The sequence below is a fragment of the Burkholderia sp. IT-111MI5 genome, assembly GCF_949752865.1.
GTDB classification, from domain to species: Bacteria; Pseudomonadota; Gammaproteobacteria; order Burkholderiales; family Burkholderiaceae; genus Burkholderia; species Burkholderia pyrrocinia_C.
Genome location: NZ_CATKIF010000066.1, coordinates 252,060 through 272,593, shown reverse-complemented (window position 1 = coordinate 272,593; position 20,534 = coordinate 252,060). Strand labels below are relative to the sequence as shown.

The following is a 20,534-nucleotide window of genomic DNA, read 5'->3' as shown; positions in this document are numbered from 1 at the left end:
AGCGCGTGGCGCGCCTTGTAGTCGGGCGCGTATGCGATCTTGCCAGGCTGGTCGGCCGTGATCGGCTGGCGCAGCTTGTCGAATTCCCCGACGGTTTGTCACAGGTATTTGACAGTAAATTGAAATAATCTGAAGAGGCGAATCGTCAGGCGGAAGGTGCGCCGTCGGGCGGAGGCGCGGTCGCGCGACGGCGCGCACGCTTCGACGCGCCGTTGACGAGCGCCCAGCGCAGCACGGGTGCGACGGCCCGTACGCCGGGCCGGACCACCGCGCGTCGCAATGGCGCGAACGTCGACACGCGGAGCATCCGCTGCGCCCACGGCGGCAGCAGGTCGATTCCGGCATGCATCACCAGCGACGCGGCCGGCCGCAGCGCGGGCTTCGCGACCGGCACATTCAGCAGGATGGACATCACCTCGAAGGTATGCGGTCCGGCCTCGAGTTCGGGCTGCATGCGCGCGAGATACGCGGCGACCTCGGCGCGCGAACGGGGCACCTCGTGCGCGCCGAGCAGTTCGGCGATCAACGCCGTTTCGGCGTAATAGCGGTCCTGCAATTCGCCCGACAGCGCCGGATTCACGTAGCACAGGTGCGCGGCGAGGAAGCTCGATACTTCCGCGATATGCACCCAGGTCAGCAACGCCGGATCGTCGGCGCGGTACGGCCGACCGTCGGGCGCGATACCCGATACGCGCGAGTGGATCGTTTTCACGCGCTCGATCAGCGCGAGCGCGTCCGCGCGACTGCCGAACGTCGTGCCCGTGATGAACGTGGCGGTGCGCCGCAAGCGGCCGAGGATGTCGGTGCGAAACGACGAGTGATCCCAGACGCCCGCGAGCGCGAGCGGATGGAGCGCCTGCAGCAGCAGCGCGGCGATGCCGCCTGTCATCATCGACGTGAAGTCGGCATGCACGCGCCAGCAGACGGCATCGGGGCCGAACAGCCCGGGATCGCCGGGCGGTGAAGAGAGATCGAGCGACGGGCCGCCGCCGCCCACGGTCAGGTGCGTGATGCCGGCCACGAGCCGCTTGCGGATCGGCTCGGCCCAGCGCGGGCCCGGTGCGGGTGCGGCGGGGTGGTGGCTAGGCGGCGTCGTCATGGCTGGCGTGGCTCGGGCGGCCGGTTACTTCCCGGCGGGCGTATCCCACATGCCGCGTTCGGTGCTGCCGGCGTCGGGCGCGGAGAGCCCGAAGTGGCGGTACGTGAGCAGCGTCGCGACGCGCCCGCGCGGCGTGCGCTGCAGGAAGCCCTGCTGGATCAGGTACGGCTCGAGCACGTCCTCGATCGTGTCGCGTTCCTCGCCGATCGCCGCTGCCAGGTTGTCGATGCCGACCGGGCCGCCGTCGAACTTGTACAGGATCGCCTCGAGCAGCTTGCGGTCCATCAGGTCGAAGCCGACCGGATCGACGTCGAGCATCGCGAGCGCGGCATCGGCAACGGCTGCGGTGATCTGGCCGTCGGCCTTCACTTCCGCGAAATCGCGCACGCGGCGCAGCAGCCGGTTCGCGATCCGCGGCGTGCCGCGCGAGCGCTTCGCGATTTCCAGCGCGCCGTTCGGATCGATCTGCGCGTTCAGCAGCGACGCCGAGCGCCGCACGATGCGCGACAGTTGATCGGCGTCGTAGAACTCGAGGCGCGAGACGATCCCGAAACGGTCGCGCAGCGGGTTGGTCAGCATCCCCGCGCGGGTGGTCGCGCCGACCAGCGTGAACGGCTGCAGGTCGAGCTTCACGCTGCGCGCGGCCGGACCTTCGCCGATCATGATGTCGATCTGGTAATCCTCGAGTGCCGGATACAGGATTTCCTCGACGACCGGCGACAGCCGGTGGATCTCGTCGATGAACAGCACGTCGTTCGCTTCGAGGTTCGTCAGCAGCGCGGCGAGATCGCCCGCGCGTTCGAGCACGGGGCCCGACGTCTGGCGCAGGTTCACGCCCATCTCGCGCGCGATGATGTGCGCGAGCGTCGTCTTGCCGAGACCCGGCGGCCCGAACAGCAGCACGTGGTCGAGCGGCTCGGAGCGGCGCTTGGCCGCTTCGATGAAGATCTCGAGCTGGCCGCGCACCTTTTCCTGGCCGACGTAGTCGTCGAGCTGGCGCGGCCGCAGCGCGCGTTCGAACACCTCCTCGTGCGACGAGGTGGGCGTGGCGGCGATGATCCGCTGCTCGGGGGCGAGTTTGTCGGTTTCAATCATGCGGCCATTGTACCGCGCGCCGCTCGCGGTCCGAACTGGCCGGACGGCCGACTGGCGCGCGCCGCGCGGCGGCACGACACTGCGTCCGACAGTCGGTTCCGGCGGGCGTTACGCCTTCGACAGCGCCTTCAGCGCGAGCTTGATGCCTTCGGACACGCCGGTGCCGGCCGGCACGTTCTTGATCGCGGCGAGGCCTTCCTTTTCGGAGTAGCCGAGCGCGAGCAGCGCGTTGAGGATGTCGGTCGCGTGGTCGGACGCCGACGCGGCGCCGGCGAGCGCGCCGAGGTCGGCGCCGAGCTTGCCCTTCAGCTCGAGCAGCAGGCGCTCGGCCGTCTTCTTGCCGATGCCGGGCAGGCGCGTGAGGCGTGCGGCGTCCTGCATCGTCACGGCCTGCGCGAGCTCCTGCACGCTCATGCCGGACAGCACGGCGAGCGCCATGCGCGCACCGATGCCGGTGATCTTCAGCAGCTCGCGGAAGGTCGTGCGCTCCTGCGGCGTCAGGAAGCCGTACAGCAGGTGCGCGTCCTCGCGGACGATCTGCTGCGTGAGCAGCACGACGCGCTCGCCCGTCTGCGGTAGGTTGTAGAAGGTGCTCATCGGCACGTCGATTTCGTAGCCGACGCCGTTGCAGTCGACGAGCAGGTGAGGCGGGTTCTTTTCGAGCAGGATGCCGGCGATGCGACCGATCATGGATGGCGGGATGCGAGGAAGAAAGCGCGAGTGTAGCGCACGCGCGGCGCAATGCCGATGGGCTTGGCCGTCAGGCCGATGCGGTGCGCGTCGCGTGTGCGCCGCGCGCGGGCAAAACAGTCGGTCCGGTGTGCCGGGCGATGGCGCGCGCCGGCATCAGCCGACCAGCCGCCCGCGCCGCACGCGCAGCCCTTTCTTCGCGAGCGCCGGCGCGAGGCCGCCGAGCGTGCTGAGCGTGTTGCCGCCGTGCGCATGGCAGATCGCCATGCCGAGCGCGTCGGCCGCATCGGAACCCGGTTGGCCGGAGAGGTTGAGCAGCCGCGTGACCATCTCCTGCATCTGCGTCTTGGTCGCGCGGCCGTAGCCGACGACGGCCTGCTTGAGCTGCAGCGCCGTGTATTCGGCGACCGGCAGCCCGCCCGCGACGAGGCCGCAGATCGCGGCGCCGCGCGCCTGGCCGAGCAGCAGCGTCGACTGCGGGTTCACGTTGACGAACACCTTTTCGATCGCGGCCTGGTCGGGCGCATGTTCGCGCACGATCGTCGACACGCCCTGGAAGATCGTGCCGAGCCGGGTGGCCAGATCGGCCGTCGGCGTGCGGATCACGCCGCTCGTGACATAGGCGAGCCGATGGCCGCTGACGTCGATGACGCCGAAGCCGGTGACGCGCAGGCCGGGGTCGATGCCGAGAATTCGCATGAGTGAGGAGAGATGCGTGATGCAGCGATACTACAACGAATGGCGCGGCGAGCCGGTCGCACAGTCGCGCGCCGGCGCCGCGCAATAAAAAACCCGGCGGGTGCGACGCCGCCGGGTTGTCGTGCAACGGCCGCGCGGGCCGCATGCGATCAGTGACGGAAGTGGCGCACGCCCGTCAGGATCATCGCGATGTTGTGCTCGTCGGCTGCCGCGATCACTTCGTCGTCGCGCACCGAGCCGCCCGGCTGGATCACGCAGGTCGCGCCGGCCGCGACGACGACGTCGAGGCCGTCGCGGAACGGGAAGAACGCATCCGACGCGACGGCCGAACCGGCCAGCGTCAGGCCCGCGTTCTGCGCCTTGATGCTCGCGATGCGAGCGGAATCGACGCGGCTCATCTGGCCTGCGCCGACGCCGAGCGTCATGCCGTTGCCGCAGAACACGATCGCGTTCGACTTCACGTACTTCGCGACGCGCCACGCGAACAGCAGGTCGTCCATTTCCTTCGGCGTCGGGTGGCGCTTCGTGACCACGCGCAGCTCGTGCGGCTGCACGTTCTTCGAATCGAGCGACTGCACGAGCAGGCCGCCGCCCACGCGCTTCAGGTCGAATGCGTTATGGCCGTCGCCCAATGCGATTTCGAGCAGGCGCACGTTCTGCTTCGCGGCGAACACCTGCTTCGCGACGTCGGAGAACGACGGTGCGATCAGCACTTCGACGAACTGCTTCGCGACAGCCTGCGCGGCCGCTTCGTCGACTTCGCGGTTGAACGCGATGATGCCGCCGAACGCGGAGGTCGGGTCGGTCTGGAACGCCTTCGCGTACGCGTCGGCCGAGTCGTTGCCGACCGCGACGCCGCACGGGTTCGCATGCTTGATGATCACGCAGGCCGGCGCGTCGAACGTCTTCACGCATTCCCACGCCGCGTCCGAATCCGCGATGTTGTTGTACGACAGTTCCTTGCCCTGCAGCTGGCGGTAGTTCGCGAGCGCGCCGGCCGGCGTCGTGATGTCGCGGTAGAACGCCGCGCTCTGGTGCGGGTTCTCGCCGTAGCGCAGGTCCTGCACCTTGTCGAACGCCATGTTCAGCGTCGCCGGGTACGCATTGCGCGATGCGTGCTTCAGCTCGTCGGTCAGGCTCGTCAGGTAGTTCGTGATCGCGCCGTCGTATTGCGCGGTGTGCGCGAACACCTTCGTCGCGAGGCGGAAGTTGGTCGGGTAGCCGACCGTGTTGCCGTTCGCCTTCATTTCATCGAGCACGACCGCGTAATCGGCCGGATCGACGACGACCGTCACGTCGCGGTGGTTTTTCGCGGCCGAGCGCAGCATCGTCGGGCCGCCGATGTCGATGTTCTCGATCGCGTCGGCGAGCGTGCAGTCGTCCTTCGCGATCGTCGCGACGAACGGATAGAGGTTCACGACGAGCAGGTCGATCGTCGGGATGCCGTGCTGTTCCAGCGCCTGCATGTGCTCGGGCAGGTCGCGGCGCGCGAGGATGCCGCCGTGCACCTTCGGGTGCAGCGTCTTCACGCGCCCATCGAGCATTTCCGGAAAGCCCGTGTAGTCGGCCACTTCGGTAACGGGCAGGCCCGCGTCGGCGAGCAGTTTCGCGGTGCCGCCCGTCGACAGCAGCTTGACGCCGAGGTCGGACAGCGACTTCGCGAAGTCGACGATGCCGGTCTTGTCGGAAACGGAAATGAGCGCTTGCTTGATCATGATGGAACCACCAATAGCCAGGGAAACGGGGACGGGACGGCCGACTACAGCAGGCCGTGCTGCTGCAGCTTCTTGCGCAGCGTATTGCGATTGATGCCGAGGTACTCCGCGGCGAGCGACTGGTTGCCGCCTGCCTGTACGAGCACGACCTCGAGCATCGGCTTTTCGACGCAGGACATCACCATTTCATAGACGTCGTGCGGATTGGAGCCGTCTAGATCCCGGAAATACACGTCCAGGCTCTCGCGGACACATTGTTCGATGTTGTGCTTGCTCATGCTGCTAACTGGTTATGGTCGTCCGACTCGCCCTGGCCGTTTTCCTCTTCGTCATCGACGTAGACGAGGTGGTCCGACAGCGCCTTTTGCGCGTCGAAGAATGCATTGACGGCGGCGAGTTGCTCGCGGGTGGAATCGAGCGTGTTCATCCTGTGCCGGAACCCGTTGGCACCGGAAAGGCCGCGAGTGTACCAGCCGATGTGCTTGCGCGCAGTACGGACTCCCGTGAATTCACCATAGAAAGCGTAGTGGTCTTCCAGGTGTTCGTTCATCACGTGCTGGATCTCGTCGATCAGCGGCGGGGCCAGCAGCTCGCCGGTTTGCAGGAAATGATCGATTTCGCGGAACAGCCACGGCCGGCCTTGCGCGGCACGACCGATCATCAGCGCGTCGGCACCGGTTGCATCGAGCACGGCCTTCGCTTTTGCGGGCGACGTGATGTCGCCGTTCGCGACGACCGGAATCCGCACGGCCGCCTTCACGGCCGCGATGGTGTCGTATTCGGCGTCGCCGCGGTACAGGTCGGCGCGCGTGCGACCGTGCACGGTGAGCATCGCGATGCCGGCGGCTTCGGCCAGGCGCGCAACCGTGATCGCGTTCTTGTGCTCGCGATCCCAGCCGGTGCGGATCTTCAGCGTGACGGGCACCGCATCGGGCCCCGTGCCGACCGCCGCGACGACGGCCTCGACGATCCGCTGCACGAGCGGCTCGTTCTGCAGCAGCGCGGAGCCGGCCGCGACGTTGCAGACTTTCTTCGCCGGGCAGCCCATGTTGATGTCGATGATTTGCGCGCCGTTGTCGACGTTGTAGCGGGCCGCTTCGGCCATCATCGCCGGATCGGCGCCGGCGATCTGCACCGCGATCGGCTCCACTTCGCCTGCGTGGTTCGCGCGCCGCATCGTCTTCGCGCTTTTCCACAGCTGCGCGTTGGACGCGACCATCTCGGACACGGCGTAACCGGCCCCCAGCCGCTTGCACAGCTGGCGGAACGGACGATCCGTCACCCCGGCCATCGGGGCGACGAACAGGTTGTTACGCAATACGTGAGAGCCGATAACGGGCATCGCAATGGCACCGCCCGCGACCGGCGCGGGCATGAAAAGGGCGGAGGGAAAACGCGCATTTTACCGTATTCCCATGCCCCGCCGATTTGACCCGGTTTGTGTGGTCCGGCCGGGCGCACCGTACGGTGCGCCCGCGCGTCAGTTGCGCTGGCCGAACATCATCTGGCGCGCGATCGCCTTCTTGAGCGGCGGCACGAATTCGAGCGCGGTGAGCGCGGCGCCGCGCAGCAGCGGGAGCGGACCCGCATCGATCGTGAACAGCCGCGCCAGCGTGTCGGTCGCGCCGATCGTGAAGCGCCGGTCGAGCGCGCGGCGCGCGTTGAAGGTCGCAAGTGCGGTCGCATCGAAGCCTTGCGCGGACAGCGCGTCGACGAGCGTATGCGCGTCGCGCAGCCCGAGGTTGAGCCCCTGGCCCGCGACGGGGTGCAGGGTTTGCGCGGCATTGCCGACGATCGCGACGCGGCCGCTGACGAGCGTTTGCGCGGCGTTCAGCCCGAGCGGGAACGACGCGCGGCCCGCGATCGCGACGAACCGGCCCATGCGTTCGCCGAACGCGCTGCCGAGCTCGCGCAGGAACGCGTCGTCGGGCAGCGTCGCGCGGCGCGCCGCTTCGTCGGGCGTGCAGCACCAGACGAGCGCGTAGTCGGCCTGGCGCGGCCCGCCGAGCGGCAGCAGCGCGAGCGGGCCTTCGTGCGTGAAGCGTTCCCATGCGACGTTCGGGCGCGGCGCCGATACCGTGACCGTGCCGACGAGCGCGGTCTGCCCGTAGTCGCGGCGATGCTTGCCGGCGTCGGCCTGCTGTTCGTGGAACAGCCCGCCTTCGGCGTTGATGACGATGCGCGCGCGCAGCGTGCGCTCGCCCTGCGGGCCGTCGAGCGTCAGCGTGACGCCGTCGGCGTCCTGCTGCGGCGCGCGCGCGGTGGTCGACGTGAGCCAGTCGACGCGCGTGCCGTGCACGGCGCCCGCGAGCGCCTGCACCAGCGAGCCGTAGCGCACGACATAACCGAGCGCGGCGAGGTCGTGCTCGTCGCGGTCGATCAGCGTGCGGCCGAAATGGCCGCGCTGCGACACGTGGATATGTTCGATCGGCGTCGCGTCGGCAGGCCACGCGAGCGTGTCGAGCAGCACGCGGCTGCCGTGCGACACGGCGATCGCGCGCGGGTCGTTCATGCTCGCGGCCGGTTCGCGCGCATCGATCAGCGCGATCGACGCGTGCTGCGTTGCGCTGCGGCGCGCGAGCCAGCCGGCGAGCGCGAGCCCGACGGGGCCCGCGCCGACGATGGCGAGGTCGTAATCCGGTGTGGCCGGGGAGGAAGCGGTCGTCATCTTGATTCGTGAAACGGAGGTAACGGTCGGCAGCGGCCGGTCATGCGCCCGCGCGCATCAGCGCTTCGATCTCGGCGGCGTCGACAGGCACGCCGCGCGTGATTAGCTCGCAGCCGTGCTCGCGCACGATTGCGTCGTCCTCGATGCGGATGCCGATGTTCCAGTACTCGGGCGGCACGTCGTCGGCCGCGCGCACATACAGGCCGGGCTCGACCGTCAGCGTCATGCCGGGCTTCAGCGTGCGCCACGGCAGCGCGCCGTTGCCGTCGCGCTCGGCGAGCCGCTCGCGGTAGTCGCCGCAGTCATGCACGTCCATGCCGATCCAGTGGCCCGTGCGGTGCATGTAGAAGCGCGTGTACGCACGCTCGGCGATCACGTCGTCGACGTTCGAGAAGCGCGCTTTCGGGATGATGCCGGTGTCGAGCAGCCCCTGCGCGAGCACGCGCACGGCCGCATCGTGCGGCGCCTCGAACGGCACGCCCGCGCGTGTCGCATCGATCGCGGCCTGCTGCGCGGCGAGCACGATGTCGTATAGCGCACGCTGCGCGGGCGAGAAGCGCCCGTTGGCCGGGAACGTGCGCGTGATGTCCGACGCGTAGCCGTCGAGTTCGCACGCGGCGTCGATCAGGATCAGGTCGCCGTCCTGCGCGGCCGCGTTGCCGGCCGGGTAGTGCAGCACGCACGCGTTCGCGCCGGCCGCGACGATCGAGCCGTATGCCGGCGCCTGCGCGCCGTGCTTGCGGAACGTATACAGCAACTCGGCCTCGAGTTCGTATTCGCGGATGCCGGGGCGGCACGCCTGCATCGCGCGGCGGTGCGCGAGCGCGGAGATGTGCGCGGCGCGCATCATGATCGCGAGTTCGTGCTCGTCCTTCACGAGCCGCATGTCGTCGACGAGCGGCGTGAGGTCGAGCATCGCGTCCGGCGCGGCGACGCCCGTGCGCGCGAGCGCGCGCACCGCGTCGAGCCAGCCCGCGAGCTGCCGCTCGAAATCGGCCGACGCGCCGAACCGGTAGTGCACGGTGCCCGCATCGGCGAGCAGGCGCGGCATCTCGGTGTCGATCACGTCGATCGCGAACGCCGCGTCGAAGCCGAACGCGTCGCGCGCGGCTTCGGGCCCGTAGTGGAAGCCTTCCCAGATCTCGCGGTCGACATTCTTGCCGCGGCAGAACAGGATCGACTCCGGCGCGCCGTGCGGCGCGGCCGCGTTCAGCACGAGCACGGCATCCGGTTCGGTGAAGCCCGTCAGGTAGTGGAAGTAGCTGTCGTACCGGTACGGGTAGGCCGTATCGCGGTTGCGCAGCAGTTCCGGCGCGGTGGGGACGATGGCGACGCCGCCGCCGGCGGCGCGCAGTGCGGCAAGCACGCGTTCACGGCGCTGGCGGTAGACGTCGACGGCGATGGCGGTATCGTGGGGCGCATTCATCGTGCGATTGTAGCGCCGCGGGACGCGGCGCGTGAGAGAGGGGCGGGAAGCCGCGCCGGAAGGCCCGCGGCGGCGGTTGTTGCAAACCATCCACAGGCCGGCCGGGCGATTTTCTACCGCGCGACGCTGGCCGGTTATGATCGGCGACAACGTATACTCTCGGCGGTTCCCTTAAAAAGGCAGATGATGAAATTAATCGGTTCGCTCAGCAGCCCGTACGTCCGAAAGGCGCGGATCGTGCTCGCTGAAAAGAAGATCGACTACAAGCTGGAGCTCGAGAACGTGTGGGCGCCGGAGACGGATATTCATGCATCGAATCCGCTCGGCAAGGTCCCGTGCCTCGTGATGGAGGATGGTGCCGCGGTGTTCGATTCCCGCGTGATCTGCGAATACGTCGATACGCTGTCGCCGGTCGGCAAGCTGATTCCGCCGTCGGGCCGCGAGCGCGTCGAAGTGCGCTGCTGGGAAGCGTTGGGCGACGGCGTGCTCGACGCGGCGGTCGCGATTCGTCTCGAACACACGATGCGCGACGAGGTGCAGCGCAGCGCGAGCTGGATCGCGCGCCAGCAGCGCAAGATCGACGATGCGCTCGTTGCGATGTCGCAGGGTCTGGGCGGCAAGACGTGGTGCGTCGGTAATCATTACTCGCTCGCCGACATCGCGCTCGGCTGCGCGCTCGGCTATCTCGACTTCCGGATGCCCGAGGTCAACTGGCGCGATCGCCACCCGAACCTCGACAAGCACTTCGTGAAGCTGCTGCAGCGGCAGTCGTTCGCCGACACGCTGCCGCAGAACTGAACCGCTGCCGGCCACGCGGCCACACATTCGGCAGACGAAAGAAAAGCGCCCCGCGGGGCGCTTTTCTTTTTGCCGCGCCGCCCGGAGCGGCCGCGAGCGTCACTCGATCGACGCGTAGACGGTCTCGCCGAGCGTGAACGAATCGCTGCGCGCGATCGGCCACCACTTGTCGTACAGCGAGAAGCCGCAATGGTTGCCGTCGAGCAGCGCGCCGGGCTTCAGGTATTTCAGCAACTGCGACATCAGCCGGACCTCGTGCGGCGCGACGCGCTGCACGATGTGATGCGCGCGCAGCTCGGACGGATGCGCGAGGCCGGCCGCCTGCACGAGTTCCTGCAGCGCGTGCAGCGTATTGCGGTGGAAGTTGTACACGCGGTCGGCCTTGTCGGGCACGACGAGCGCGCGCTGGCGCACCGGGTCCTGCGTCGCGACGCCGGTCGGGCAGCGGCCCGTGTGGCAGGTCTGCGCCTGGATGCAGCCGACCGCGAACATGAAGCCGCGCGCCGAGTTCACCCAGTCCGCGCCGATCGCGAGCGTGCGCGCGACGTCGAACGCGGAGATGATCTTGCCGCTCGCGCCGATCTTCACGCGGTCGCGCACGCCGATCCCGACGAGCGTGTTGTGCACGAGCAGCAGCCCTTCCTGCAGCGGCACGCCGACGTGGTCGGTGAATTCGAGCGGCGCCGCGCCCGTGCCGCCTTCCGCGCCGTCGACGACGATGAAGTCCGGCACGATGCCGGTTTCGACCATCGCCTTCGCGATCCCGAAGAACTCCCACGGATGGCCGACGCACAGCTTGAAGCCGGTCGGCTTGCCGCCCGACAGCGTGCGCAGGCGCTCGACGAATTCGAGCAGCCCGCGCGGCGTCGAGAATTCCGAATGCGTGGCGGGCGAGATGCAGTCCTTGCCCATCGGCACGCCGCGTGTCTCGGCGATCTCCGGCGTGATCTTCGCGGCCGGCAGCACGCCGCCGTGGCCGGGCTTCGCGCCCTGCGACAGCTTCACCTCGATCATCTTGACCTGCGGATCGGCGGCCTGCTTCGCGAACTTGTCGGGATTGAACGTGCCGTCGTCGTTGCGGCAGCCGAAGTAGCCCGACGCGATTTCCCAGATGATGTCGCCGCCGTTTTCGCGATGGTATTTCGACAACGAGCCTTCGCCGGTGTCGTGCGCGAAACCGCCTTTCTTCGCGCCGAGGTTCAGCGAGCGGATCGCGTTCGCGGACAGCGAGCCGAAGCTCATTGCCGAGATGTTGAAGATCGAAATGTCGTACGGTTGCGCGCGATTCGCGCCGACGCGGATGCGGAAATCGTGGTTCGGCAGCTTCGTCGGCGCGAGCGAGTGGCTGATCCATTCGTGCGCGACGGCCTTCACGTTCAGCTCGGTGCCGTACGGGCGATTGTCGGCGACGTTCTTCGCGCGCTGGTAGACGAGGCTGCGCTGCGCGCGCGAGAACGGTTTCTCGTCGGTGTCGTCTTCGACGAAGTACTGGCGGATCTCGGGGCGGATGAACTCGAACAGGAAGCGGAAGTGGCCCCAGAGCGGGTAGTTGCGCAGGATCGCGTGGCGGTCCTGCTTCAGGTCGTACAGGCCGAGCACGACGAGGGCGGCGGGGATCAGGATCCACAGCCAGGAGAGTGCGTGGATCGACGCAAGCGAGGCCGTCGCGGCGAGCAGCAGGACGGCACACCACATCGCCAGATAGCGTCTTGAAAGCATGGGGACTCCGTAAGAATCTTGAAATACCGCCATGCGTGCGCTGCGCGGCGGTCTGCCGGCCTCGGCGGAATCATGTTCCTCCGGGCGCGGCGTGCCGCAAGTCTAAACCGAATGTGTGTCAGCGTGCTTCGGCGAGCGCCGGTGCGTGGCCTTCCGCGGGCGCTGCCTGGCCGGGCTGGCCGGTTGCCGCGAACTCGATGATGCCGCCGCCGAGACAGATCTCGCCGTCGTACAGCACGGCCGACTGGCCGGGCGTGACGGCCCACTGCGCGTCGTCGAAGGCGAGCGAGAAGCGCTCGCCGCCGGCACGTGCAAACGTGCATGCGGCATCGGCCTGCCGGTAGCGCGTCTTCGCGCCGCATGCGAAGCCTTCCGCCGGCGGCTCGCCGGCGACCCAGCTCACGTTGCCGGCGACGAGCTGCCGCGACAGCAGCCACGGATGATCGTGGCCCTGCACGACATACAGCGTGTTCGACGCGATGTCCTTCGCGGCGACGAACCACGGCTCGCCGCTGCCGCTCTTGCTGCCGCCGAGGCCGATGCCCTTGCGCTGGCCGAACGTGTAGAACGCGAGGCCGATGTGCTCGCCGACGACCTTGCCGTCGGGCGTCTTCATCGGGCCGGGTTTCGTCGGCAGGTAGCGGTTCAGGAAATCGCGGAACGGCCGTTCGCCGATGAAGCAGATGCCGGTCGAATCCTTCTTCTTCGCGTTCGGCAGCCCGATCTGCGCGGCGATCTCGCGCACCTTGGTCTTCGGGATCTCGCCGAGCGGGAACATCGTCTTCGACAGTTGCGCCTGGTTCAGCCGGTGCAGGAAGTACGACTGGTCTTTCGTATGATCGAATGCCTTCAGCAGTTCGAAGCGCCCGCCGCGCTCGCGCACGCGCGCGTAGTGGCCGGTCGCGATCATTTCCGCGTCGAGCGACATCGCGTGATCGAGGAATGCCTTGAACTTGATCTCGGCATTGCACAGCACGTCGGGGTTCGGCGTGCGGCCGGCCGAGTATTCGCGCAGGAACTCGGCGAACACGCGGTCCTTGTATTCCGCTGCGAAGTTGACGGCTTCCACGTCGATGCCGATCAGGTCGGCCACCGACACGACGTCGATCCAGTCCTGGCGCGTCGAGCAGTATTCGCCGTCGTCGTCGTCTTCCCAGTTCTTCATGAACAGGCCGACCACGTCGTAGCCCTGTTCCTTCAGCAGCCACGCGGTCACCGACGAATCGACGCCGCCCGACATGCCCACCACTACACGGCGCTTGCTCATTTGTTGACCGCCTGACGTTCGAATGCTTCGGGGCGCGGCGCGACCGAATGCGTGTGCACGAAATCGAGCGGAATGCGCCGCCCGGCGAGATAGTCGTCGACGCAGCGCATCACCGCGGGCGAGCGATGGCGCTCGCTGCATGCGCGCAGTTCGTCGGCCGTCATCCACAGCGTGCGGACGATGCCGTCGTCGAGCACGTGGCCCGCGACCGGCTCGCCGGCCTTGCCGCAGAACGTGAAGCGCAGGTAGGTCGCGCCGGCGCTGCCGGGGCGGTCGTAGTGCGCGAGATAGACGCCGACGAGCGCGTCGGGCGTGAACGGGTGCGCGGTTTCCTCGAGCGTCTCGCGGATCACGGCGTCGGCCAGTGTTTCGCCGGCTTCGAGATGGCCGGCCGGCTGGTTGATGCGCAGGCCCGTCGAGGTTTCTTCCTCGATCACGAGAAAGCGGCCGGCGTGCTCGACGAGCGCGGCGACCGTCACATGCGGGGTCCAGATTTCGGGTTTCATGGTTCGGCATTTTACCGGTTGCGCCCGAACGCTGCCCGGCATCTCGTTAGACGAATCCGACCCCCGCAAATCGTCCGTCCCGCCGACGCGTGGCGCTACGAGCCGGGTTAATGTCGCATTCGAGCACGATCGTGCGGAATGTGCTGGCGCAACCATCGCTTTCGGTTAAAGTGCAGCGTGAACGCCGTTGCCCGTGAGCCGGTAAGTCAGCCTGTCCGGCTCGTTGTGCAGTAAAAATCGCAAGAAAAGAAATACTGACAATGACTGGAGGAACTGACGATGCATATTGGAGTGCCTGCTGAAACGCGGGCGAACGAGGCGCGTGTGGCTGCGACGCCGGAAACCGTGAAGAAATACGCGGCTGCCGGCCATCGCGTCAGTATCGCGAAAGGGGCCGGCGTCGCAGCCAGTTATCCCGACCAGGCCTACGCGGCCGCCGGTGCCGAATTGACCGACCAGTCGGCTGCTTTTGATGCCGACATCGTGCTGAAGGTCCAGGCGCCCACCGACGCGGAACTGCCATCGCTGAAGCGCGGCTCCGTGCTGGTCGGCATGCTCGAGCCGTTCAACGGCGAGCAGGCGGCGAAACTGGCCGCGGCCGGCGTGACGGGCTTCGCGCTCGAAGCCGCGCCGCGCACGACGCGCGCGCAGAGTCTCGACGTGCTGTCGTCGCAGGCGAACATCGCGGGCTACAAGGCCGTGCTCGTCGCCGCGGCGCTGTATCCGCGCTTCTTCCCGATGCTGATGACGGCCGCGGGCACCGTGAAGGCCGCGCGCGTGCTGATTCTCGGCGCGGGCGTCGCGGGCCTGCAGGCGATCGCGACCGCGAAGCGGCTGGGCGCCGTGATCGAGGCTTCCGACGTGCGGCCGGCCGTGAAGGAGCAGATCGAGTCGCTCGGCGCGAAATTCCTCGACGTCCCGTTCGAAACCGACGAAGAGCGCGAGGCCGCGCAGGGCGTCGGCGGTTATGCGCGCCCGATGCCGCCGTCGTGGCTCGGCCGCCAGGCCGCGCTCGTGCACGAGCGCGCGAAGCAGGCCGACATCGTGATCACCACCGCGCTGATTCCCGGGCGCCCGGCGCCGACGCTGATCTCGGTCGAAACCGCGCAGTCGATGAAGCCCGGCTCGGTGCTCGTCGATCTCGCGGCCGGCCGCGGCCCCGAATTCGACGGCAGGAAGAGCGGCAACTGCCCGCTGACGGTCGCCGACCAGGTGATCGTGCACAACGGCGTGACGATCGCCGGCTACACGAACCTCGCATCGATGGTCGCGTCGGACGCGTCGGCGCTGTACGCGCGCAACCTGCTCGACTTCATGAAGCTGATCGTCACGAAGGAAGGCACGCTGAACATCGACCTGACCGACGACATCGTCGCCGCGACGCTGCTGTGCCGCGATGGCGAAGTCACGCGCAAATAACGGGGGAGACATGGAAGTCATCAATCACACGGTGATCAACGTGATCATCTTCGTGCTGGCGGTGTACGTCGGCTACCACGTCGTCTGGAACGTCACGCCGGCGCTGCATACACCGCTGATGGCCGTGACCAACGCGATCTCGGCGATTGTGATCGTCGGCGCGATGCTCGCGGCGGCGCTCACCGTCGGCGTGACCGGCAAGTTCTTCGGCACGCTCGCGGTCGCGCTCGCGGCCGTCAACGTGTTCGGCGGCTTTCTCGTGACGAGGCGAATGCTCGAGATGTTCCGCAAGAAGGAGCCCAAGCGTGTCGAGGGCGGCAAGGAGGGCGCGCGATGAGCATGAACGTCGTTACGCTGCTGTACCTCGTCGCATCGGTGTGCTTCATCCAGGCGCTCAAAGGCCTGTCGAACCCGAAGAGCGCGCGGCGCGGCAACCTGTTCGGGATGGTCGGGATGGCCATCGCGATCCTCACGACGGTCGCGCTGATCGTCAAGCAGGCGGCCTGGCTCGGCGCGAACCTGCCGCTCGGCATTGCGCTGGTGCTCGGCGCGCTGGTCGTCGGCGGCGGTGTCGGTGCGTTCGTCGCCGCGCGCGTCGAGATGACGAAGATGCCGGAACTCGTCGCGGCGATGCACTCGCTGATCGGTCTCGCGGCCGTGTGCATCGCCTATGCGGTGGTGTCGGAGCCGGAAGCGTTCGGGCTCGTGCCGCAGGACGCCGTCGCGTCGAACTTCATCCCGTACGGCAACCGCGTCGAGCTGTTCATCGGCACGTTCGTCGGCGCGATCACGTTCTCCGGGTCGGTGATCGCGTTCGGCAAGCTGTCGGGCAAGTACAAGTTCCGGCTGTTCCAGGGCGCGCCGGTCGTGTATGCGGGCCAGCACCTGATCAACCTGATGCTCGCGATCGCGATGCTCGGCTTCGGCATCCTGTTCGTCATCACGCAGGCGTGGCTGCCGTTCATCATCATGACGGCGATCGCGTTCGTGCTCGGCGTGCTGATCATCATCCCGATCGGCGGCGCGGACATGCCGGTGGTCGTGTCGATGCTGAACTCGTACTCGGGCTGGGCGGCGGCGGGCATCGGCTTCTCGCTGAACAACGCGATGCTGATCATCGCGGGCTCGCTGGTCGGCTCGTCGGGTGCGATCCTGTCGTACATCATGTGCCACGCGATGAACCGTTCGTTCTTCAACGTGATCCTCGGCGGCTTCGGCGGCGAGGCGGCGGCCGGCGGCGCGGCGGGCGCGCAGGAGCAGCGCCCGGTGAAGTCGGGTTCGGCCGACGACGCGGCGTTCATGCTCGGCAACGCGGAATCGATCGTGATCGTGCCGGGCTACGGGCTGGCCGTCGCCCGCGCGCAGCACGCGCTGAAGGAGTTGACCGACAAGCTGATCGAGAAGGGCGTCGACGTGCGTTATGCGATCCACCCGGTTGCCGGGCGGATGCCGGGACACATGAACGTGCTGCTCGCGGAAGCGGAAGTGCCGTACGACATCGTGTTCGAGATGGAGGACATCAACGGCGAGTTGGGCCAGGCCGACGTGGTGCTCGTGCTCGGCGCGAACGACGTCGTGAACCCGGCCGCGAAGAACGATCCGAAATCGCCGATCGCGGGGATGCCGATCATCGAGGCTTACAAGGCGCGCACGGTGATCGTCAACAAGCGCTCGATGGCGTCCGGCTACGCGGGCCTCGACAACGACCTGTTCTACATGGACAAGACGATGATGGTCTTCGGCGATGCGAAGAAGGTCATCGAGGACATGGTGAAGGCCGTCGAGTAACGCGCGCACCGGCAACCCGGGCGCCTGCTTCGATGCAGGGGCGGCCCGCCCGGACAGGCCCGACCGGCGCAAGCCGGCCGGGTCTTTTTCATGGCGCGACGAGGTTCGCGATCCGGCGATCGCGTCAGCGCATCGGCGCTTCCGCGATCCGCATGTAGTCGGCGATCCGCCGTCCTTCCATGTCCGGAAACTGCTCGTGCACGGTGATGTCGCCCATCCGCGCGATGTCGAAGGTGCGGAAATCGTCGCGCAGCTCGCACCACGCGCCGATCGTCCAGCGCCCGCCCCAGTAGACGAGCCCGAGCGGCCACACGCGGCGTTGCGAATGCGCGCCGAGCCGGTCGCGGTAGCCGAAGCTGACGATGTGGCGCGTGTCGATGGCCTGGTGGATCGCGTCGACCTTCGCGCAGAACGTCTCGTCGATGTGGAACGACGGCGCGAACACGGGCAGGCGGTCGAGCGCCGTGCGCTTGTCGGCCGGCATCGCCGACGCGATCTTCGCAAGCGCCGAGCGGGCGCCGCTCGCGAAGCGCGCACCGCCCCAGGTCTCGAGCATGCGCGCGCCGGTGGCGAGCGCCGCGAGCTCCTCGGCCGTGAACGTGAGCGGCGGCAGGCTCGCGTTGCGGTTCAGCCGGTAGCCGATGCCGGCTTCGCCTTCGATCGGCACCCCTGACAGTTGCAGGTCGCGCACGTCGCGATAGACCGTGCGCGGCGACACCGACAGCCAGTCGGCAAGCTGCTGCGCGGTCGTGAGACGGCGCCCGCGCAACAGCTCGGCGATCTGGAACAGGCGGTCGGCACGGCGTGTCATGGCAGCACCTCGATTCCAACGGCTAAGGGGACTTCGCGATGATAGCGCCGCGCTGCCCCGATGGCCGATGCGCTCAATGGCATTTCGGCGCGTGCAGGCCGACGCGGTTGCCTTCGGTATCGATCAGGTAGCCGATGTAGCCGTAGTTGTTCGGCAGCTCGACGACGGAGCCCTGCACGATACCGCCCGCGCGCTTCGCGCGTTCGAGCGCCGCGACGACCGAGTCGCCGGCGTTCAGGTAGACGAGCACGCCGTTCGCGCTCGGCTTCATCTGCTGCGGATCGAACACGATGCTGCCGCCCGTGCTTGACGCCTCGTGATCGAACATCGCCATCGGCACGCCGCCGATCACTTCGCGCTGCAGCGTGGTTTGCAGCATGGTTTCGTAAAAACGGATCGCGCGATCGAAATCGAGGGACGGAATGTCGAACCACGCGATCGCGCGTTCCAGGGTTGCGGTGGCAGTTGCGGACGTCATGACGAACTCCTTGTTGCGTTGTTATTCGGGTTCTGTGTGGAAACCAGCGTTGCATTGCGCCGGGATTGCAGTGTGAGCGCGGCCTGCTGACACCGTATTGTCAGTAGAGTTGTCATTCTTGACATGCAACCGTTTGGTTGCATAATAGGGCCATCGACCCGGGAGCGGCATGGATCTCGTTTTCAAGGCGCTGGCCGATGCCACGCGCCGTCAGTTGCTCGACCTGCTGCATGCGAAAAGCGGCCAGACCCTGTCCGAACTGTGCGACGGACTCGCGATGAGCCGGCAGGCCGTGAGCAAGCATCTCGCGCTGCTCGAGGCCGCGAACCTCGTCGCAACCGCATGGCGCGGCAGGGAGAAGCTGCATTACCTGAATCCGGTGCCGATCCACGACATCGCGGAACGCTGGATCGGCAAGTTCGAGCGTCAGCGCCTGCAGGCGCTGGCGGATCTCAAGCGCGGGCTGGAAGCGGCCCGCGGCACAGGAGACGACGATGGGTAATCCCGCCTTTGTGTACGTGACCTTCATCGCGGCGACGCCCGAGCGCGTGTTCGACGCACTGACCAACGCCGAGCTGACGAAGGACTACTGGGTCCGGCATCGCAACGCATCGCCCGACTGGCGGCCGGGATCGCGGTGGGAACATCAGGACTACGACGATCCGTCGCGGGTCGACATCGTCGGCGAAGTGGTCGAGAACGATCCGCCGCACCGGCTGGTCGTCACGTGGCGTGCGCCGTCGGGAGACGGCGAGGAATCGCGCGTGACCTATCTCGTCGAACCGCACGAGGGCGTCGTGAAGCTGACCGTCACGCACGACGGGCTCGTGGCCGGTTCGGAGATGGATCGCGGGATTCGCGGCGGCTGGCCGGTCGTGCTGTCGAGCCTGAAGACGCTGCTCGAGACGGGGCACGCACTGCCGTTCACGATGGCGCGCTGGTCGAAGTCGAAGCACTGACGCGCGCCGGCGGGAGGAGCGCGCGGGCGCCGCGATGGCGGCCCCGCGCGACGGTGTCGCTTACGCGTCGCCTTCCGGCGCGGCCGGGCGCGCCTTCACGCTGCCGGCGATCAGGTCGAAGCGGAACAGCCGGCATTCGAGCGCGCCGTTGAACAGCGGCGTCTTCGCCGATTCGCGCAGCCGCAACTGGCCCGGCAGCGAACGGTCGGACGTCAGCAGGAATGCCTGCCAGCCCGTGAAGCGCTGCTTCAGCGCATCGCCGAGCGCGTTGAAGAACTCGCTGTCCGGCGCGTCGGTGTGCGTGCGGCGGAACGCGTCGTCGTTGCCGCGGTTGCGGCCGGTTTCGCGCACCTCGCCGCGCGCGCTGCGGCCGCGCACTTCGATCCGCTCGCCGTACGGCGGGTTCGCGAGGATGATGCCCGGCCCGTCGCACGGCGGCGTCATGCCGCGCGCGTCGACCTGCTTGAGCCACACCGACGGCACGCCCGCGCGCTCGAGGTTCGCGCGCGCCTTCTCGAGCATGTCGCCGGAAATATCGCTGCCGTACACGCCGAGCGCATCGCCGCGCTTGCCGCGCGCCGCGCGCTTCGCGTCCAGCGCCGGCACCTTCAGCCCCTGCCATGCGGTGATGTCGTACTGCTTGAGCTTTTCGAAGCCGAACCGGCGTTCGACGCCCGGCGCCACGCCGAGCGCGATCTGCGCGGCTTCCGCGAGGAACGTGCCGCTGCCGCACATCGGGTCGTACAGCGGCGTGCCGGGCGTCCAGCCCGTCAGGCGCAGGATGCCGGCCGCGAGGTTCTCGCGCAGCGGCGCCGCGCCCTTGTCGAGGCGCCAGCCGCGCTTGAACAGCGGCTCGCCCGACGTGTCGAGGTACAGCGTGCACTCGTTGGCCGTCAGGAACGCGAACACGCGCACGTCCGGCGCACCCGTGTCGATGCTCGGGCGGGCGCCGGTCTTGTCGCGCATCCGGTCGCAGATCGCGTCCTTCACGCGCAACGTCGCGAATTCGAGGCTTTTCAGCGGCGACTTGATCGCGGTGATGTCGACGCGCAGCGTCTGCGTCGCCGCGAACCAGCGCTCCCACGGCTGCTCGAGCGCGAGCGCATAGACATCCTGCTCGTTGCGGTACGCGCGGTGCGCGATCTTCAGCAGGATCCGGCTCGCGATCCGCGAATGGAGGTTCGCGGCCATGCCGGCGGCCCAGCCGCCGCTGAAATGGACGCCGCCCGGCACCTGCGCGCCCGCGGTGAACGGCGCGCCGTTCAGGTGGCGGCCGGCGATTTCGGCCAGCTCGGCGGCAAGCGCCGCTTCGAGGCCGCGCGGGCAGGGGGCGAAGAATTCGTACAGGGTGGGCGAGGACATAAGGCGGGTGAGGACGTGCAAAAGTCCATCATTGT

At 68.0% G+C, this 20,534-nt stretch carries 21 protein-coding genes; 6 read left to right on the top strand and 15 right to left on the bottom strand.

All coding sequences use genetic code 11. The annotated features are described in order from the left end of the window. Positions 1-145 precede the first annotated feature (145 nt). From ACM6JT_RS30665 to ACM6JT_RS30625, 9 genes are all read right to left on the bottom strand, one after another. A complete protein-coding gene (locus ACM6JT_RS30665) occupies positions 146-1,099 on the bottom strand; it encodes an oxygenase MpaB family protein (protein WP_034182743.1) in 954 nt (317 codons plus the stop codon). Positions 1,100-1,123: 24 nt separating this feature from the next. Further along, on the bottom strand, positions 1,124-2,194 hold the full coding sequence (ruvB, locus tag ACM6JT_RS30660; RefSeq protein WP_414857845.1) for a Holliday junction branch migration DNA helicase RuvB: 1,071 nt from the start codon (positions 2,192-2,194) through the stop codon (positions 1,124-1,126). Between the two features lie 108 nt (positions 2,195-2,302). Further along, the gene (gene ruvA, locus ACM6JT_RS30655; RefSeq protein ID WP_006401679.1) at positions 2,303-2,884 is read right to left on the bottom strand and encodes a Holliday junction branch migration protein RuvA; all 582 of its coding nucleotides are present in this window, start codon (positions 2,882-2,884) and stop codon (positions 2,303-2,305) included. Positions 2,885-3,040: 156 nt separating this feature from the next. After that, positions 3,041-3,583 carry a crossover junction endodeoxyribonuclease RuvC gene (gene ruvC, locus ACM6JT_RS30650; protein ID WP_034182746.1) on the bottom strand — a complete coding sequence of 181 codons (543 nt, stop codon included), beginning with the start codon at positions 3,581-3,583 and terminating at the stop codon, positions 3,041-3,043. 149 nt (positions 3,584-3,732) lie between these two features. Then, on the bottom strand, positions 3,733-5,298 hold the full coding sequence (gene purH / locus ACM6JT_RS30645) for a bifunctional phosphoribosylaminoimidazolecarboxamide formyltransferase/IMP cyclohydrolase (RefSeq protein WP_414857844.1): 1,566 nt from the start codon (positions 5,296-5,298) through the stop codon (positions 3,733-3,735). A 44-nt stretch (positions 5,299-5,342) separates the two neighbouring features. Next, positions 5,343-5,576: a Fis family transcriptional regulator gene (locus ACM6JT_RS30640; protein WP_006476892.1), complete on the bottom strand. Its 234-nt coding sequence runs from the start codon at positions 5,574-5,576 to the stop codon at positions 5,343-5,345. Then, a complete protein-coding gene (gene dusB, locus ACM6JT_RS30635) occupies positions 5,573-6,640 on the bottom strand; it encodes a tRNA dihydrouridine synthase DusB (protein WP_414857843.1) in 1,068 nt (355 codons plus the stop codon). Before dusB ends, ACM6JT_RS30640 begins: the two co-directional genes overlap by 4 nt. Positions 6,641-6,778: 138 nt before the next feature. Next, positions 6,779-7,966, bottom strand: coding sequence for a UbiH/UbiF/VisC/COQ6 family ubiquinone biosynthesis hydroxylase (locus tag ACM6JT_RS30630; protein WP_105389836.1), 1,188 nt, complete (start codon positions 7,964-7,966; stop codon positions 6,779-6,781). Between the two features lie 40 nt (positions 7,967-8,006). Then, entirely contained in the window at positions 8,007-9,392 is a 1,386-nt protein-coding gene (locus tag ACM6JT_RS30625; RefSeq protein ID WP_175748709.1) for an aminopeptidase P N-terminal domain-containing protein, read from the bottom strand. Positions 9,393-9,578: 186 nt separating this feature from the next. On the opposite strand from ACM6JT_RS30625, the gene ACM6JT_RS30620 reads away from it, so the two are divergent. After that, entirely contained in the window at positions 9,579-10,190 is a 612-nt protein-coding gene (locus tag ACM6JT_RS30620) for a glutathione S-transferase family protein (RefSeq protein ID WP_034183409.1), read from the top strand. Positions 10,191-10,289: 99 nt separating this feature from the next. On the opposite strand, the gene ACM6JT_RS30615 is transcribed toward ACM6JT_RS30620, so the two are convergent. The 3 genes from ACM6JT_RS30615 to ACM6JT_RS30605 form a co-directional block, all read right to left on the bottom strand. Next, positions 10,290-11,909, bottom strand: a complete 1,620-nt coding sequence (locus tag ACM6JT_RS30615; protein ID WP_034182750.1) for an FMN-binding glutamate synthase family protein — start codon at positions 11,907-11,909, stop codon at positions 10,290-10,292. A gap of 118 nt (positions 11,910-12,027) precedes the next feature. Next, on the bottom strand, positions 12,028-13,176 hold the full coding sequence (gene mnmA / locus ACM6JT_RS30610; RefSeq protein WP_175748710.1) for a tRNA 2-thiouridine(34) synthase MnmA: 1,149 nt from the start codon (positions 13,174-13,176) through the stop codon (positions 12,028-12,030). Next, positions 13,173-13,682 carry an NUDIX hydrolase gene (locus tag ACM6JT_RS30605; protein WP_175748711.1) on the bottom strand — a complete coding sequence of 170 codons (510 nt, stop codon included), beginning with the start codon at positions 13,680-13,682 and terminating at the stop codon, positions 13,173-13,175. Before ACM6JT_RS30605 ends, mnmA begins: the two co-directional genes overlap by 4 nt. 279 nt (positions 13,683-13,961) lie before the next feature. Here ACM6JT_RS30605 and ACM6JT_RS30600 point away from each other — a divergent pair, with 279 nt between their 5' ends. The 3 genes from ACM6JT_RS30600 to ACM6JT_RS30590 are packed head-to-tail and all read left to right on the top strand — an operon-like array spanning position 13,962 to position 16,889. Beyond that, a complete protein-coding gene (locus ACM6JT_RS30600) occupies positions 13,962-15,101 on the top strand; it encodes a Re/Si-specific NAD(P)(+) transhydrogenase subunit alpha (protein WP_034182753.1) in 1,140 nt (379 codons plus the stop codon). Positions 15,102-15,111: 10 nt separating this feature from the next. Beyond that, a complete protein-coding gene (locus ACM6JT_RS30595; RefSeq protein ID WP_034182754.1) occupies positions 15,112-15,438 on the top strand; it encodes an NAD(P) transhydrogenase subunit alpha in 327 nt (108 codons plus the stop codon). Continuing rightward, the gene (locus ACM6JT_RS30590; RefSeq protein WP_034182755.1) at positions 15,435-16,889 is read left to right on the top strand and encodes an NAD(P)(+) transhydrogenase (Re/Si-specific) subunit beta; all 1,455 of its coding nucleotides are present in this window, start codon (positions 15,435-15,437) and stop codon (positions 16,887-16,889) included. Before ACM6JT_RS30595 ends, ACM6JT_RS30590 begins: the two co-directional genes overlap by 4 nt. A 124-nt stretch (positions 16,890-17,013) precedes the next feature. Here ACM6JT_RS30590 and ACM6JT_RS30585 read toward each other — a convergent pair whose 3' ends face one another. Together ACM6JT_RS30585 and ACM6JT_RS30580 are read right to left on the bottom strand one after the other, a co-directional pair. Then, positions 17,014-17,700: a helix-turn-helix transcriptional regulator gene (locus ACM6JT_RS30585; protein ID WP_034182756.1), complete on the bottom strand. Its 687-nt coding sequence runs from the start codon at positions 17,698-17,700 to the stop codon at positions 17,014-17,016. Positions 17,701-17,773: 73 nt separating this feature from the next. Continuing rightward, complete coding sequence (locus tag ACM6JT_RS30580; RefSeq protein WP_034182757.1) at positions 17,774-18,178, bottom strand: VOC family protein; 405 nt, start codon at positions 18,176-18,178, stop codon at positions 17,774-17,776. Between the two features lie 169 nt (positions 18,179-18,347). On the opposite strand from ACM6JT_RS30580, the gene ACM6JT_RS30575 reads away from it, so the two are divergent. Beyond that, entirely contained in the window at positions 18,348-18,680 is a 333-nt protein-coding gene (locus ACM6JT_RS30575) for an ArsR/SmtB family transcription factor (RefSeq protein ID WP_034182758.1), read from the top strand. Then, entirely contained in the window at positions 18,673-19,137 is a 465-nt protein-coding gene (locus tag ACM6JT_RS30570) for an SRPBCC family protein (RefSeq protein WP_131948014.1), read from the top strand. Before ACM6JT_RS30575 ends, ACM6JT_RS30570 begins: the two co-directional genes overlap by 8 nt. Before the next feature lie 60 nt (positions 19,138-19,197). Here ACM6JT_RS30570 and ACM6JT_RS30565 read toward each other — a convergent pair whose 3' ends face one another. Then, positions 19,198-20,499 (bottom strand): THUMP domain-containing class I SAM-dependent RNA methyltransferase, encoded by a 1,302-nt coding sequence (locus ACM6JT_RS30565; protein WP_072436300.1) that lies wholly within the window; start codon positions 20,497-20,499, stop codon positions 19,198-19,200. Between the last annotated feature and the right edge of the window lie 35 nt (positions 20,500-20,534).

Coding starts and splice junctions, on each gene's coding strand:
- ACM6JT_RS30665 (WP_034182743.1), bottom strand. CDS start 1,099: ATGACGACGCCGCCTAGCCACCACCCCGCCGCACCCGCACCGGGCCCG.
- ruvB (WP_414857845.1), bottom strand. CDS start 2,194: ATGATTGAAACCGACAAACTCGCCCCCGAGCAGCGGATCATCGCCGCC.
- ruvA (WP_006401679.1), bottom strand. CDS start 2,884: ATGATCGGTCGCATCGCCGGCATCCTGCTCGAAAAGAACCCGCCTCAC.
- ruvC (WP_034182746.1), bottom strand. CDS start 3,583: ATGCGAATTCTCGGCATCGACCCCGGCCTGCGCGTCACCGGCTTCGGC.
- purH (WP_414857844.1), bottom strand. CDS start 5,298: ATGATCAAGCAAGCGCTCATTTCCGTTTCCGACAAGACCGGCATCGTC.
- ACM6JT_RS30640 (WP_006476892.1), bottom strand. CDS start 5,576: ATGAGCAAGCACAACATCGAACAATGTGTCCGCGAGAGCCTGGACGTG.
- dusB (WP_414857843.1), bottom strand. CDS start 6,640: ATGCCCGTTATCGGCTCTCACGTATTGCGTAACAACCTGTTCGTCGCC.
- ACM6JT_RS30630 (WP_105389836.1), bottom strand. CDS start 7,966: ATGACGACCGCTTCCTCCCCGGCCACACCGGATTACGACCTCGCCATC.
- ACM6JT_RS30625 (WP_175748709.1), bottom strand. CDS start 9,392: ATGAATGCGCCCCACGATACCGCCATCGCCGTCGACGTCTACCGCCAG.
- ACM6JT_RS30620 (WP_034183409.1), top strand. CDS start 9,579: ATGAAATTAATCGGTTCGCTCAGCAGCCCGTACGTCCGAAAGGCGCGG.
- ACM6JT_RS30615 (WP_034182750.1), bottom strand. CDS start 11,909: ATGCTTTCAAGACGCTATCTGGCGATGTGGTGTGCCGTCCTGCTGCTC.
- mnmA (WP_175748710.1), bottom strand. CDS start 13,176: ATGAGCAAGCGCCGTGTAGTGGTGGGCATGTCGGGCGGCGTCGATTCG.
- ACM6JT_RS30605 (WP_175748711.1), bottom strand. CDS start 13,682: ATGAAACCCGAAATCTGGACCCCGCATGTGACGGTCGCCGCGCTCGTC.
- ACM6JT_RS30600 (WP_034182753.1), top strand. CDS start 13,962: ATGCATATTGGAGTGCCTGCTGAAACGCGGGCGAACGAGGCGCGTGTG.
- ACM6JT_RS30595 (WP_034182754.1), top strand. CDS start 15,112: ATGGAAGTCATCAATCACACGGTGATCAACGTGATCATCTTCGTGCTG.
- ACM6JT_RS30590 (WP_034182755.1), top strand. CDS start 15,435: ATGAGCATGAACGTCGTTACGCTGCTGTACCTCGTCGCATCGGTGTGC.
- ACM6JT_RS30585 (WP_034182756.1), bottom strand. CDS start 17,700: ATGACACGCCGTGCCGACCGCCTGTTCCAGATCGCCGAGCTGTTGCGC.
- ACM6JT_RS30580 (WP_034182757.1), bottom strand. CDS start 18,178: ATGACGTCCGCAACTGCCACCGCAACCCTGGAACGCGCGATCGCGTGG.
- ACM6JT_RS30575 (WP_034182758.1), top strand. CDS start 18,348: ATGGATCTCGTTTTCAAGGCGCTGGCCGATGCCACGCGCCGTCAGTTG.
- ACM6JT_RS30570 (WP_131948014.1), top strand. CDS start 18,673: ATGGGTAATCCCGCCTTTGTGTACGTGACCTTCATCGCGGCGACGCCC.
- ACM6JT_RS30565 (WP_072436300.1), bottom strand. CDS start 20,499: ATGTCCTCGCCCACCCTGTACGAATTCTTCGCCCCCTGCCCGCGCGGC.